Below are 14,727 nucleotides of genomic sequence, written 5' to 3'. Positions count from 1 at the left end.
AGAAGTCAGAAGTCAGAAGTCAGAAGTCAGAAGTCAGAAGTCAGAAGTCAGAAGTCAGAAGTCAGAAGTCAGAAGTCAGAAGTCAGAAGTCAGAAGTCAGAAGTCAGAAGTCAGAAGTCAGAAGTCAAACTCTTGCGCTTACTTAGGTTTGAGACTTTTGTCATGTCCGCCCCTGCCCTGGCGACTGCTATATTTTATTGATTAGTCACTCAACTACTAGTATGTTTTCATTATTTAAAGTTTAACCTTGGCCAATAGGCCACGCTACGCGAACAACCTTGGCCAATAGGCCACGCTACGCGAACAACCTTGGCCAATAGGCCACGCTACGCGAACAACCTTCAACCTTGGCCAATAGGCCACGCTACGCGAACAACCTTGGCCAATAGGCCACGCTACGCGAACAACCTTGGCCAATAGGCCACGCTACGCGAACAACCTTCAACTTTCAATTTTCAACTTTGTTTAATCGGCACCCTAACAATAAACTTAGCTCCCTGTCCTGGTGTGCTCTCTGCCATGATGCTACCATTATGGCGTTCCACAATTTTACGGCAGATAGCTAGACCGATGCCGGTTCCTTCATAATCGCTGCGACCATGGAGCCGTTGAAAGGTTTGGAAAATGCGATCGCAATACCTGGGGTCAAACCCAATACCATTGTCTTCGACTATGATCTGACAACGCTCATTAACGGTTGCGCCTCCATAACTTAAGGGAACACTTTCTTGAAGCAGTTGACTATAAATTTTAACGACGTTACCTCTTGGTGCTGGTCGGAATTTAAGTCCGTTACTGATCAGGTTTTGCAAAAGTTGACGCATTTGCACTGGATCAGCTTCAATAGTATGTAGTTCACCGACTTCCACTACGCCACCAGATTGCTGGATACGTAGTTCTAAATCAGAGAGTACCTCTTGCACCACTTGAGCCAGGTCAGTGGCAACCAAGGGTCTTGCCTTAGTGGTCACCCGGGAAAGGCTAAGCAAGTCATTGATTAACACCTGCATCCGTCCTGCTGCATTCTGCATCCGTTTCAGGTAGTCTTGCCCCTGCTCCGTTAACTGTTCATGATACTTGGTCTGAAGGCGATCGCCAAATGCCTGAATCTTGCGCAGGGGTTCTTGCAGGTCATGGGATGCTACATAGGCAAACTGTTGCAGTTCCGCATTAGAACGGGCAAGTTCCTGACGCTGACGGGTTTCTGTTCCTAAAAGCTGGGCTTGGGCTAAGGCAATAGCAATTTGGTTCGCCAGTTGTTGCAACAATTCACTTTCAAAGTTAGTCCATTGTCGTGGATTGGCACACTGATGGGCAATCAACAAACCCCAAAGTTTGTCTTGTTGCTGAATTGGCACCACTAAGTTAGCTTTTACCCCAAACTGTTGCAGCATTTCTACATGGCAAGCTCGGATATCAGAGTTTTCTAAGTCACAGATGTTGCTAACCCTTCCCTGACGATACTGGTCTAGGTACTCTTCATGAAAGCAAGGATCTTCGATGCTTTGTCCGAGCATGATTGGCCAACCAGGTACTACTGCTTCTTGAACCACTTTCCCCCAGCCATCAAAACTTAGTTGGAAGAGTACAACTCGGTCAGCCTTGAGAAATTGTTGCACTTCTGTAACAGCCGTTTGCAAAATCTGCTCCAGTTGTAGAGACTGGCGGATTTTCAGGGTAATTTCTGAAAACAATTGCGATCGCTGATTTTGGCGCTTGAGTTCTTGCTCTGCTAACTTACGGTCAGTAATGTCATCCACCACATAGGAAAATCGGGGGTGAGCAGTGGTTGTCTCAGGAATTGGGCATACAGTGGCGCATAACCACCGGGTATCGGTTTCAGTGGTGTGATCATACTCGAAGGAAATGGGCTGATTGCTTTGTTGGCTTTCTCGGTAATGGCTAATCCAGCGACGGATATGAGTTTTGGGTGCCCCCAGCGCACTGGCTAACCGATTCTGCATGGCCTCGGGTGTAGTCCCGAAAAAATCCGCCGTACTCTTATTATCAGAAATATGCAGGATGTCATCATCCAAAAGTTCCACGACCCCCATCAATAGTGCGGAACTGTTGAAGAAACTACGCAGGGTCGATTCACTCTCCAGCAGTGCAGCTTCTGCCTGTTGGCGCTCTATTTCCGCTTGATGAGCTGCAATTAATCGACCAAGACTTTGAGCCATTAGTTCTACAATTTCCTGTTCGTGAGGCGGGAAATCCCTTGCTCTTACCTGGGTTGAGGAAAAATTCAGGGAGCCGTAGACTTCACCATAGACAAATATAGGAGTCCCGATATAGGACTCAAGTTTTAGAGTTTGGTAGACTGGATGAGCGTGCATCAGTGCTATCTCACCTACATGAGTATAGGCAATGGTCTTTTTTTCGCGAACAACTACAGCACAATAGGTATCTTTTAATTCAAACTCTGAGCCAGCCACTAAGCCTTCTAGATCAGACCTGACCGACAGGATAGTGTAGGAATTAAGGTGTACTTGACTAATAATGCCAGTGGGCATCCCTAAAATTTCACATCCCGTCTCCAGATAGTCAGCATACAGCAACTCAAAGTTTTGGTAATTGGTGGTATTCAGCCGATGTAGGTGTTTGAGGTTGTTACTGAAGGTTTCCAGGGCCTGAGACTTTTCCAAAAGTTGCTCGTCTGCGTGCTTGTGTTCAGTGATGTCCCGCCCTACTGCCTGGAGCTCAATCAATTCACCCTGTTCGTTAAAGATGGCACGATCGCTCCACTGCTGCCAGCGAATCTCTCCTGTGGGCATAATCACCCGGTGTTCAACCGTTTCTACCGGATTCTGCCGGCTTAGAGAAGTAATACACTGTTCTAGCCTTTTGAGATCCTCATCGGGAATCAATGGCAAAAACCGTTGCCCAATCAACTCTTGCTCTGATTTGCTGAAATAGCGACAGTAGGCACCATTGACAAAGGTAAGAGTTCCATCAGGACGGAAACGACAGATGAGTTCGGTTTGATCTTCGACAATAGCGCGATAGCGAGCCTCGCTCTGATACAATTGCTGCTGATTTTGCTCCCGCTCGGTTATATCATGGTTTAGACCAATGGTTGCCACCATATTGTCTTGCTGATCATAAAGAGGTACTACCACCGTTTCACACACCCCACACCTGCCATCTTTGCGAATAAAGTGAATCTCCCCAGACCAACGTCGGGACCTGGTCATCTCCTGGATAATCTGCTCGGTTAGAACAGCCGCCTCTTCCGGTCGGTGCAGAATCCCTGCAGTTTTACCCAATACCTCAGCTTTGGTGTAGCCGAATATTCGCGCTGAAGCGGGATTCCAATCAATTATCTTACCGGCTAAGTCCGTGATTATGATCCCATCGAAGATAGTCTCAAAAATCAGAGCCTGTCTACGCAGAACCTCTTCCGCCTGTTTGCGCTCAGTGATATCGATGCAAGAGCCAATGTAACCGGCAAAGTCCCCATTGGGGGTAAATCGGGGAGTGCCTATATCTAATATCCAACGATACTGCCCATCCCTACGTCGCAAGCGGTACTCCATCCGAAAATTTTCTCTGGCGTCGAAGGCGGATACATAGGTATTGAAGCTGTACTCATGGTCATCAGGATGCACCCCTTCAGCCCAGCCATTGCCCAATTCAAGTTCGAGGGTCTTACCGGTGAAGTTCAGCCAAAGCTGATTGAAAAAGTTATAAAGTTTATCAGTGCCTGACATCCAGATCATGACTGGGGCATGATCAGCCATCATCCGGAAGCGAGCTTCACTCTCTTCAAGGCTGGCTTGCTTTTGTTTGGCTTCGGTAATGTCCCGTGCGATCGCATAAATTAAACCATCGTTAACTAAAGGATTTGCAGCCCAGGCTAACCATTTATAAGACCCATCTTGACAGCGATAGCGATTTTCGAAGTAGACAGTAGGGATGCCACTCCCCAATTGTTCCATTTCCGTCCTAGTTGGTTCTCGGTCATCGGGATGGACAAAATCCAGAAACGTGGTGCTGGTTAGTTCCGCTTCGGTGTAACCCAAGGTGCTAGAAAAGGACGGACTCAAGCGCTTAAAATAGCCATCGAAACCCGCTATACACAGCAAATCCAGGGAGAGGTCAAAAAAGCGATCGCGTTCTTGCTGGATCCGTTTCCATTCAGTAATGTCACGAGTAAAACATCGGGTATGGACGAATTTGCCATTTTTCCAGAGGACATTGGAGTTAATCAAGACATGGCGAATCGAGCCATCTTTGCACAAGAGGCTAGCTTCATAGTTTTTTAAGGTTTCTTTAGCAGTTAGTCTGGCCAGGATATCTTCAATTACCTCTTGCTCCGGGTAAAATTCAGCAATGTGGTGACCGATATACTCCTGGGCGTTGTAACCCAGCAGATCTAACTCTGCCTGATTAGCCCACAGGATGATGCCATTGCTATCCACCCAATGGAGACCAACGGAGCCATTTTCTAAAAAATCCAGGAGTTCTTGGTCAACCTGGGTTAATTCATTCTCAAGACCTTGGTTTTCTAGCTGAGGTTGCTGTAAATCCGCTAACTGTTGTTTTAGCTCCAGAAGGCTTATCAGTTGACGACTTAAGGCTTGTAATCCTGCTAACTGTTGAGGCTGAAGTTCCTTTGGAACCTGATCCATGACCGCAAGTGTTCCCAGAGCATATCCCTCAGAGGTAATTAGGGGAACTCCAGCATAAAACCGAATATGAGGCTCAGCAGTAACTAAGGGATGAGTGGCAAACCGTTGATCAGCCAGGGTATCCTGAACTACCAATACCTCAGCTGACTCAATCCGATGGCTGGATAAAAAGGTATTTTGACTTATTGACTTTTCATAATCGCCCAGATTAGACTGACACCATTGACTGTTACTGTCAATCAGGGTAATCAGAGCCATGGGCGTTTGGCAAATTTGTGCGGCTAATGCTGTGAGATCATCAAAGGCCTGTTGAAGCTCAGGGTCAATAGTTCTTTTATAATATTTTTGGGCTGCTAGCTTTGCTGGTTCATCAGCCCCACCTCCTCGTGCCATCAATCAAATAATCTCCAAACGGGTTATCATCAGCCCTAGTTATGATCAGCTCTAGGTTTGCTGTTGCTCAACACGGGTTTTACTGATCACTGATCAGCTAGGATGAGCTTGACTTTAAGTAGCTTGACTTTAAGGATAGGTAGCATCAATTGATTGACGGCAGATGTTTCATCGCCTAGTGAGCACTAGCCCTCGACAAGGTGATTATTGCCCTTGTCAAAGAAAAAACTTCTGATTTAATATTATTTGAATAGTATTTAGGTATATTAACTGAAATTAGAGCAGCTGCTCCTAATTTTTAAAGTATTTTAAAAAAATCGAAACATGGCGCTAGGGTTGCCTATTGATTAAATCCAACCAGTAAAGATAAATAAACTATAGCGTTTATTATCGCTATGAGGTACACAGGATTTTTTCCCTCTTGCCTCTTGCCTCTGCTCTATTCCCTGCTCCCTGCTCCCTGCTCCCTGCTCCCTGCTCCCTGCTCCCTGCTCCCTGCTCCCTGCTCCCTAACACCCAGAATTTTGTACCTCATGACTATGATAAGTGCTATATATAAATATATAAATAAAGGCTTAGGCTGTTACTAATCTTAACACTCTTTGGAATTCTCAGCGAATGACTCCCCCGCCCAAGATCTCTGAAAAGCAAACCGTAGATAGTTTTTCAATCACCATCGCTCCGTTATTCCTATCAGACATCTACGCCCTTGCTGATGATCCGGCTAATGGAGCTGTGGTGATGATGAGTGGCACAGTCCGTAATCAGACTGATGGTAAACCAGTGGTAGCATTAGAGTATCAGGCTTATGAACCCATGGCATTACGGGTATTTTCCTCAATTGCTGCCCAGATTCGTGCCTCATGGTCTGATGTCAATCGGGTGGTAATCCATCATCGCATCGGTCGCTTAACTATTGGGGAAATTAGCGTGTTAGTCGCTGTTGCCTGTCCTCATCGTTCAGAAGCCTTTGCAGCTTGTAAGTATGCTATTGACACGTTGAAGCATAATGCTCCGATTTGGAAAAAAGAGCATTGGGATGATGGTTCTAGCAGTTGGGTCAGTATTGGGGCGTGTGAAGAATGAAGAATGAAGAATTAAGAATTAAGAATGAAGAATTAAGAATTAAGAATTTTACATGTTTAATTCAAAAATGCTGTTCGCCTTTGGCCTTCGGTGTAGGCTAGGTTAGCCGGTTAATGGGTTGTTCGCGTAGCGTGGCCTTTTGGCCAAGGTTGTCTGTCAGGATGCAGAATGGTGAATTCCCAATTCTACATTCCCAATTCTAAATTCCCAATTCTACATTCAATTCTAAATTCTACATTCTAAATTCTACATTCTACATTCTACATTCTACATTCTACATTCTACATTCTACATTCTACATTCTATCTACTTATCGTTTTAGTGATTGAGCGATCGCTTTTTCTAGTTCCACCTTACTCAAGTTGGTGAGGATGAACACCTCTTGAAAGCTTTTACCAGACCTGGCAATCACCTTGAATCCCCCACGAATTGGCACTGATACTTTTAACTGTAATTTAGGACAGTGACTTCTTGCCCGCCCAAGCACAGCAGGGGTAATGGTTTGAATACCTGGGTAATCTGTGAGTCGTTGCAGAACTGGAATGAGACCCTGAATGTGGGTAGAGTGATTCCAAACCAGTCTGCCGTCTTTGGGTTGGCTCATAATACTATGTAGCCTCCAAGGGAGCCATGGTTAAGCCAGCACGAGAAAGCTGTTGGTGGTAGAGTTCCGCTTGTTCCTGGGGACCGACCCAAACAATGGATTGACCTTCGTTGTGAACCTGATGGGTGAGTTCCCAGGCGTGATCATTTGTCATCCCAGGGATATACTTGACCAGACAGTCGTGAACATGCTGAAATGTGTTAAAATCATCGTCTAACACAATTACCTTATAGTTGGGATAAGGCTTTCGGGTAACTTGACCAGAGCGTTCAGGAGCTTTGACTGGTGCAGCAAATGTAGCTTTATAAGCTGCTGATCTTACCATAGTCGCACATAGGTTACCAGAATAATTTACAAAAAATTAAGTTTAAAGTCAAACCATTCCTTCCAGTTTACAAAAATTGAAACGCCCTGCATAGTGACCGTGAGAAATAAGGAAAATCAAAAATTGGACTAAGCCTTTAATCCCTAAGGGTTTCAACGACCTTCGCTATTCGCAATTTTTTCTTTGCCTGTAAAGCCCAATTTGCCATAATGAAGCGAACTCAGGCTGCTGTTTGTGTCAGGGGGAAGTTGCTGAGGGGCTGTGTGCAATGGTTTGCCGACCCACTAATTAGCCCGCTCCCCATACATCAATGACAGGGGTTTCCACTTCTGACTTACCAACGAAATGATTCAATGAATGCTTTACCTCTAACCCGCCCTTCCAAAACAGATCGCATTTTGGCTGTGGATGATTCCCCTGACAACTTGTTTCTACTGCAGACGCTTTTAGAAGAAGAGGGGTACGAGATTACTTTGGCAGAGAATGGTCGGGTTGCCCTAGAGAAAATAGAGATATCTCCGCCGGAATTGGTGCTATTGGATGTGATGATGCCAGAAATGGATGGCTTTGAAGTAACCAAGCGCATCCGAAGCAATCCCAAGTTACCGTTTATACCAATTTTGTTGATCACCGCTTATGATCATCCGAGTGTGGTCCAAGGACTGGATATGGGGGCGGATGATTTTATTCGTAAACCAGTAGAAGTGGATGAATTGCTGGCTCGGGTGCGATCGCTTTTGCGCCTCAAGCATAGTGTGGATGAACGGGATGAAATTGCTCGGCAACGAGAAGATTTTGTCTCTCGGCTTACCCATGACTTGCGCACCCCCTTAGTAGCAGCAGATCGCATCCTAAACCTTATGCAGCAGGGAGCTTTGGGAGAAATTTCACCCCCAGTGCTCGAAGCCATAGTCACCATGACTCGCAGTAACCACAATTTGCTGACTATGGTGAATACGTTACTAGAAGTCTATCGCTATGAAGCCGGTCGGAAGTATTTGTCTTTCTCTGCCATCCCTGTGGAACAGGTTATTGAGGAAGTCATCCAAGAACTGTCTGCCCTAGCTCGTGATAAAAAACTGTCTTTGGACTATCAGACACCGAAGGAAGTTAACTCGATAGTGATGGGCGATCGCTTAGAACTGCACCGACTGTTCATGAATTTGCTGGGAAATGCGATTAAATTCACTGACAACGGTTCTGTGACCGTTCGTCTGAGGAATAGTCCCAAGACTAGTGAAAGTAATCAGTCGTTGGTGGTGATTGAGGTGGAAGATACTGGTTTTGGTATATCCCCAGAAGACCAAAAAGAGTTGTTTGAACGGTTTCGCCAGGGTAGCCACAAACGCTCAGGTAGTGGTTTAGGACTATATCTTTCCAAACGAATTCTCGAAGCTCATCAAGGAACAATCAACGTTAAGTCTGAGTTGGGTAAGGGGACTTTGTTTACTGTAACATTGCCGAATCATGTTGACGCTTAACTAGACCTGCCAGAAGTCTATTCTGATTTTGAGCTATTTTTGAGAAAAGTGGGCACTGATCAGGCAAAAGGTTTATGTCTAACGAGATGGGATTGAGCGATCGCTATTTTGAATTAATCGATGACATTGTCAAAACTACCCTGAAGGGGAAGATCCGTTCTAAATCCCAGGTCTATCAGATGTTGGTCAAGGGGGTTACGGTTGGCACCGGGGAAATTTTTGAACGTTGCCTTGATCAGCGCTTCGATATGACTCAGGCAGAAGTAGACAATCCTAAGAGTGAATTGAAGCAAGCCAAGGCAATCCGTCAACTCAGGGCGCTTAATACCATTCGTGGTGAATGGGAACAGTGGCAGGAAGAAAACCGAGTTTCAGAAACTATCACTAGCGCTATTCAATTCATTACTACTGCTGAACCAGCTGAGCGCTTTACGGCTTTATTGCGAGTGATTGACCCCAATCAACAACCACCGCTGACGTTACAACAACTGGCGAGCCTGGCTAAACCCCTAAAGCAACAGGCACAACAAGCTTCTGAATCTGATACTGCTAAAGACCTTGGACAACTGGCGGCTGGGATTACGGCGGGTTTGGCATCTTGGCAACGCTTGGAAGATTATCTGGTCAGTTGGATTTATGACCAAAGTCGAGGCTCACTGGGATTTGAGGGTACTCCGGAACAGCGTGGCCCTTGGGGGCTGTGGGGGAAAAAGGTTAATAGCCCGTTACCCCAGTCTTTATTTGAAAGTCTAGCGCTGAATCAATCGTTCCATGAATGGGCAGATACTCAGCCGAGTTTGGAACTAGAAGCTTGGGTGGAATTGGCTGTGATTCTCCAGTGCTTGCAGCGAGGACTGGTGAATTGGTTCGATAAAATGGTATATGACTCCAAGATGGGAGCAAAGTTATCGATTTCTACCTTTATCGTATTTGCTGTGATTTGGTCTAGGTTAGCTAATGTTTTGAACCAGACAGCAATTAGTAGCAACGGAAATGCCATCGCAAATGGCTGTTTTCAGGTTTGTCTGCAAATTCTGCGCACCTTTGCCCAACGGGACTACTTCCCTCTCTACGGTGGTGTGTTTGCTAACTTTAGCGGCAACTATCTCCAAGATGCCCTGAATTACCTAGATGAACCCCTGCGGCAAGTAGACCGAACCCAGGAGAAAGCCAGGATTCTAACCTTGTTGGGTTATTCCCTTTGGTCCCAAGGAGCCTATGACCGAGCCAATAACTTCCATCAGCAAGCCTTAGAGATTGCCCGTGAGGCTGGGGATAAACTCTGTGAAATTGCTAATTTCAATCACCTCAGTCGGATTTGTGTCGCGCAAGAGAATTATGCTGATGCGATTAACTATAGTCAACGAGCATTAATACTCGCTCGTCAAGCTGGAGACCGGTTAGGAGAAGCCAATGCTCTGGTGAATTTCGGCTACAGTGAAGTGTTTCAAGCTCAGGATAGCCAACAAGCAGAACTAGAGGTGTATGAGAGTGCTATTCACTATCTAGAACAAGGTCGATTATTGTTAGAACGATTGGGGGATTCTCCAGCAGGGAGTTATGGGGTTGGGCAAAGTCAAGCTTTGTGTTTCAGTAGTTTGGGAATTGCCCATGTCGTGGTCGAGCAGTATCAAAAAGCGATCGCATTTTTAGAACAAGGCTGGCAAGCCGCCCAATTTTCTGGGGATTTGTACCTACAAGGAGTGAATTTGGCCTACCTAGCCCAAGCTTGCTACAGCCAGCAAGATTGGCAGAAAGTGATTTACACCGCTAGTTTAGGAGCCTATCTATTAGAGCAAATTGGGTCTGAGGATTGGCGCAAACCAGCTGGTTTGTTAAGTATTTTGCAAGGACAAATGGGGCAAGATGGCTTCCAAACCCTTTTGGCACAGCAACGGTCAAAAATTATTGCTGTCATTGGGGTAGATGGCTATGACTATATTCCGGAATTGCTAGCAAAATATTTGGATTCAATATAAGTAGCCTGTAGGGTGGGCAAAAACCGTTGCGTTCAAATTACTCTTCTAGATAATATTACTTTGCCCACCCTACTTGAATTTGTAGCTAGCTTGTAGGGTGGGCAAAAACCGTTGCGTTCAAATTACTCTTCTAGATAATATTACTTTGCCCACCCTACTTGAATTTGTAGCTAGCTTGTAGGGTGGGCAAAAACCGTTGCGTTCAAATTACTCTTCTAGATAATATTACTTTGCCCACCCTACTTGAATTGGTATTTTTTTTTACTTTTGACTTCTGACTTCTAACTTCTGACTTGCGCGTAGCGCTATAACATCATGAAACCGACCCTAACTAAGATCCTTCCCAGGTTTGGGAAACAGACAACCCTAGCTTTGACAGTTGTTTCCTTAACTGCTGGCATCGTCTCTAATGTCCAGGCTCAGTCATTGCCATCTGACTTCAAATTTCCCCAACAGTCATTTGGCTTCTTTGTTGATAGTACAAATAGCAGTCAACGGTTCTTTGAGCAAGGAAGGTTTCTGGGTGAAACAGAAATTAAAAATCTGTTCAACAACAACCTTTCCTCAGCAAATCCTATCCTTGAAATTAGTGATGATGTAGTCAATCGAGAAGACCTATTGAAACTGGAAAATCTTCAGCAATTGCTCGATGATGGTGATAGCTTATAGCTGTTGGCGTGAGTGCGTAGGGTGCGTTAGGGATGGGCTAGCCCTGATTTTTCACTTCGTAGCCAAGGTTAGGATAGCCCGTCCCGTAACGCACCGCCAGTGTATAGAAATTTTATCCTCGATTGCTTCTTTGGGTAATCCTCGACGACTATCAGCTAAACGATCTTCAAAAATTAAGTGAATTGCATTCTTCAAGCTTTCTTTTGCTTCTTCAACCGTTTCTCCTTGACCATTCGCACCAGGAATTTCAGGACAAATCGCCCAATATCCTCCTTCTGTTGCTGCCTCAATGATGGCGGTAAACTCTGCGTTCATACAAATCTCCTTAGATGTTTTATAGCCATTATATCTCCCATAAGGTACAAAGGGATCCCCCTAAATCCCCCTTAATAAGGGGGACTTTGAGTGCGAACGCACTCCCCCCACTTACCACACTCGACCCACTTTCCTGTTTTATCAAACTACCTAGACTATTTAATTTTTTATATCAATCAGGATAATTATCCTTAATAAAAATCTCCCCATCTCCCTATCTCCCCAGCCTCTCCTTAATTATAGATATTCAAGCAGACTTGATATAGCGTTTCTAGGATTTATGAGGTACGCTTCTCAACCTCAAAGTCCCCCTTGATAAGGGGGATTTAGGGGGATCTCTTTGTCCCTCATGGCACATATAATTGCTATATTATTGGCTCTCTCGACGCTAATTCGTTAAAATTTAAGATAGTGATAAAACAGAGGTCGCTTCACAGATGAACCTTGCTGAACTTCTGACCAATCCCAACGTCCTTCAAAGACTACTCCAGTTACTACTAGGACTACTTACCTGTATTGTCGGACTTTTGATCAATCGCTTTGACCAGCAAAAAACTCTCTTTCGCCAAATTATAGTATTTGCTCTATGCGTAATAGTTTATGGATTCTTACTTCATGAAGCAGAAAATTTAGTTTCTCAAAAATCAGCAGAACAGGATAGCGAGTGGTTCCAACAAGTCTACTGGATTTTAGGTATTGGTTACTTATTGGCTCTACCTATAATTGGGTATTTGTTCACAACTAGGCCAGGAAAGCAAACTCAAATCCCTCAAAAAATTCCACAGGGAAATTTACAGCGATGGCGCAGGGACTTGCTGGGAGTAATGGCAGCTGAAGTTAACATGCGCCTAGATGACTCCCTGCACAATGACCACTTGATTCAGTTGGTAATGGCAGACCACAGGGAGCAAGTGGGTCGTCCAGAGAAAATTACCGTTAATCCTAGCAATTCTCGTTCATTCTTGGAAGGGTTCCTCAAGTTTTGTCGAGTAACTACAGAATCTGAACCAGGTCAAAAGGTTATCGAGGTATTTAACCAAGAGGATATTGCCGGGAAACTGTTGATTCTCGGTGCCCCCGGTTCTGGAAAAACCACCATGCTGTTGGATTTGGCCAAGGATTTAATTACACGTGCCCAGCAGCAGCCAGACCAACCGATTCCAATTATAGCTGAACTTTCTGATTGGAAAGATGACCAACCCATTGCTGAATGGTTAGCAGGTTATTTAAAGTCTCTTCATAATGTGCCCGAAGCCATTACTCAGGAGTGGATTACCACCCGTCAGTTGTTACCTCTTCTGGATGGTTTGGATGAATTGGGCTTAGAGCGGCAGAGGTTATGTGTTCAGCAATTAAATCAGTTTGTCAAACACGTTCCTCAAATTGTGGTCTGCTGTCGTGAAGAAGAGTACGAAGCCGATGAGCAAATTCTAGAGATGCGGGGAGCAGTCGGTTTGCAACCTTTGAGCGATCAGCAGATAGAAAATTATTTAAAACGGTTAAATTATGACGACCTCTGGCAAGGAATTAAGCAAGATTCAGATGGGTTGCTAGAGTTAGCCAGAATGCCCTTACTATTGCATTTAATTCCCCATGCTTATCGGGATGGAGATGGGTTGAAGCCAGGAAAGAAATATTTTAAGGATCCTAAAGCAAAGGAAGACTATCAGAACGAATGCCGTCAAAGGTTATTTGAGCGTTACATTCAGCGTAAACTAGACGAATCCGATAACCGTCGAGGTTATTCAGAAGAGGAGACTAGGCGCTGGTTAAGCTGGCTTGCGAAACAATTGAAGAAGCAAAAACAAACCGAGTTTTTGATTGAAAAGATGCAACCTGATATGTTGAATAACTCCCGAAAAAAGTGGTTGTATAAGCTGATTGTAGGGCTGATTTACGGGCTGATTTTAGGGCTGATTTTAGGGCTGATTTTAGGGCTGATTTTAGGGCTGATTTTAGGGCTGATTTTAGGGCTGATTTACGGGCTGATTTTCGGGCTGATTTACGGGCTGATTTTCGGGCTGATTTTCGGGCTGATTGTATATAGTATAAAGCCTTATGAAACTATTACATTTTCATTGCAAAATTTATGGCAAAGAATAAAAAAAATAATTTTATTCCTGATTTTCGGGCTGATTTACGGGCTGATTTACGGGCTGATTTACGGGCTGATTTACGGGCTGATTTTCTGGCTGATTTACGGGCTGATTTTCGGGCTGATTTTCGGGCTGATTTTCGGGCTAATTGGAGGGCTGACTAGAGAAGAACTAAAAACCAGAAATAAACCCAATCAGGGCATTAAAGAATCCGCTAAAAATATCATTATTCTTAGTTTAATTAGTTTGCCTGTAACTTTATTATTTTTTGTATCACTTAGTCTAGTTTCGGCAGAGAATGTTGAACCACTCGAAGCATTAATTCTTGCTTCTGGGATGGCAATGTTATTGGGCTTTTCATTTGCTGGCTTACCAGTGATTCAACATTTCGTCCTCCGCCTCATTCTCTGGCGCAGTGGTTCAATCCCCAGGGATTACGCTGATTTCCTGAGCTATGCCACAGAACGCCGCCTGATCAAGCAAGTGGGTGGACGCTATCGATTCATCCACGATTTGCTCCGGGAGCACTTTAGCACCACCTAGTGTGGGGGTTAATAATGGAATGATTTTAAAAGTTTTGTGGAACGGGCATCAGGCGTGGAATGGGCATCTTGGGTGGAACTGGCATCTTGCGTAGAACTGGCATCTTGCCAGTTTCCTCCTTATTTTCGGGCGTTGCTCGTGGAATGGAATGATTTTAAAAGTTTTGTGGAACGGGCATCAGGCGTGGAATGGGCATCTTGGGTGGAACTGGCATCTTGGGTGGAACTGGCATCTTGCCAGTTTCCTCCTTATTTTCGAGCGGGCAGGATGCCCACTCTACTCTTATTCATTCCTTAACTACCTATTATTCTTGATCCATAGGCAGACTAATATCCAAAAAAATAAGGAACTTAGCATCAGGGATGAGCCGTTTCAGAGGCTGCACATACCTCTTGGCATCACAAAGGTTGTCGAACCGAGCGAAAACCACTGGTGCCATGGGTGGCAATAGCCTAACCATTACCCATGGGTATAGGTTTCTACCATAGTACATAATAAATGTACTATGGTAGAACTGGCATCTTGCCAGTTAAGTGGGACCCAGAGCCAGCCTTCGCCCAAGGAAGATCGTTAGGCTGGCTCTTGCCGTCAATTTTAACGGGGAC

The 14,727-nt window shown here is 44.8% G+C and carries 13 protein-coding genes; 8 read left to right on the top strand and 5 right to left on the bottom strand.

The features are described from left to right. Window positions 1-201, top strand: a 201-nt coding sequence (locus F6K53_RS28375; RefSeq protein ID WP_293072397.1) for a hypothetical protein, incomplete at its 5' end; no start/stop codon positions are given. A gap of 254 nt (window positions 202-455) precedes the next feature. Here F6K53_RS28375 and F6K53_RS28370 read toward each other — a convergent pair. Then, entirely contained in the window at window positions 456-5,024 is a 4,569-nt protein-coding gene (locus F6K53_RS28370) for a PAS domain S-box protein (protein ID WP_293082977.1), read from the bottom strand. 395 nt (window positions 5,025-5,419) lie between these two features. Between F6K53_RS28370 and F6K53_RS28365 the strand changes: the two genes are divergently transcribed. After that, window positions 5,420-5,614, top strand: a complete 195-nt coding sequence (locus F6K53_RS28365; RefSeq protein WP_293082974.1) for a hypothetical protein — start codon at window positions 5,420-5,422, stop codon at window positions 5,612-5,614. A 28-nt stretch (window positions 5,615-5,642) separates the two neighbouring features. Beyond that, a complete protein-coding gene (locus tag F6K53_RS28360; protein WP_293021211.1) occupies window positions 5,643-6,110 on the top strand; it encodes a molybdenum cofactor biosynthesis protein MoaE in 468 nt (155 codons plus the stop codon). Window positions 6,111-6,420: 310 nt separating this feature from the next. Here F6K53_RS28360 and F6K53_RS28355 read toward each other — a convergent pair whose 3' ends face one another. Both F6K53_RS28355 and clpS read right to left on the bottom strand, forming a co-directional pair. After that, on the bottom strand, window positions 6,421-6,714 hold the full coding sequence (locus tag F6K53_RS28355; RefSeq protein WP_008186027.1) for a DUF2103 domain-containing protein: 294 nt from the start codon (window positions 6,712-6,714) through the stop codon (window positions 6,421-6,423). Window positions 6,715-6,718: 4 nt separating this feature from the next. Beyond that, window positions 6,719-7,039: an ATP-dependent Clp protease adapter ClpS gene (gene clpS / locus F6K53_RS28350; RefSeq protein ID WP_293021214.1), complete on the bottom strand. Its 321-nt coding sequence runs from the start codon at window positions 7,037-7,039 to the stop codon at window positions 6,719-6,721. A 353-nt stretch (window positions 7,040-7,392) separates the two neighbouring features. Between clpS and F6K53_RS28345 the strand changes: the two genes are divergently transcribed. The 3 genes from F6K53_RS28345 to F6K53_RS28335 all read left to right on the top strand — a co-directional run bounded on the left by F6K53_RS28345 (window position 7,393) and on the right by F6K53_RS28335 (window position 11,168). Then, complete coding sequence (locus F6K53_RS28345) at window positions 7,393-8,520, top strand: hybrid sensor histidine kinase/response regulator (RefSeq protein ID WP_293021215.1); 1,128 nt, start codon at window positions 7,393-7,395, stop codon at window positions 8,518-8,520. Between the two features lie 74 nt (window positions 8,521-8,594). Further along, window positions 8,595-10,499 carry a tetratricopeptide repeat protein gene (locus tag F6K53_RS28340; RefSeq protein ID WP_293082969.1) on the top strand — a complete coding sequence of 635 codons (1,905 nt, stop codon included), beginning with the start codon at window positions 8,595-8,597 and terminating at the stop codon, window positions 10,497-10,499. A gap of 315 nt (window positions 10,500-10,814) precedes the next feature. Further along, window positions 10,815-11,168 (top strand): hypothetical protein, encoded by a 354-nt coding sequence (locus tag F6K53_RS28335; RefSeq protein ID WP_293021217.1) that lies wholly within the window; start codon window positions 10,815-10,817, stop codon window positions 11,166-11,168. A 51-nt stretch (window positions 11,169-11,219) separates the two neighbouring features. Here F6K53_RS28335 and F6K53_RS28330 read toward each other — a convergent pair whose 3' ends face one another. Further along, window positions 11,220-11,483, bottom strand: a complete 264-nt coding sequence (locus F6K53_RS28330; RefSeq protein WP_293072080.1) for a type II toxin-antitoxin system HicB family antitoxin — start codon at window positions 11,481-11,483, stop codon at window positions 11,220-11,222. A gap of 437 nt (window positions 11,484-11,920) precedes the next feature. Here F6K53_RS28330 and F6K53_RS28325 point away from each other — a divergent pair, with 437 nt between their 5' ends. Both F6K53_RS28325 and F6K53_RS28320 read left to right on the top strand, forming a co-directional pair. Beyond that, on the top strand, window positions 11,921-14,122 hold the full coding sequence (locus F6K53_RS28325; protein WP_293082967.1) for an NACHT domain-containing protein: 2,202 nt from the start codon (window positions 11,921-11,923) through the stop codon (window positions 14,120-14,122). Between the two features lie 36 nt (window positions 14,123-14,158). Then, entirely contained in the window at window positions 14,159-14,419 is a 261-nt protein-coding gene (locus tag F6K53_RS28320; RefSeq protein ID WP_293082964.1) for a hypothetical protein, read from the top strand. A gap of 7 nt (window positions 14,420-14,426) precedes the next feature. On the opposite strand, the gene F6K53_RS28315 is transcribed toward F6K53_RS28320, so the two are convergent. After that, window positions 14,427-14,582, bottom strand: coding sequence for a hypothetical protein (locus F6K53_RS28315; protein ID WP_366511372.1), 156 nt, complete (start codon window positions 14,580-14,582; stop codon window positions 14,427-14,429). Window positions 14,583-14,727 lie beyond the last annotated feature (145 nt).

This window comes from Moorena sp. SIO4A1, assembly GCF_010672065.1.
Lineage (GTDB): Bacteria > Cyanobacteriota > Cyanobacteriia > Cyanobacteriales > Coleofasciculaceae > Moorena.
This window is presented reverse-complemented; position numbering and strand designations above follow the sequence as displayed.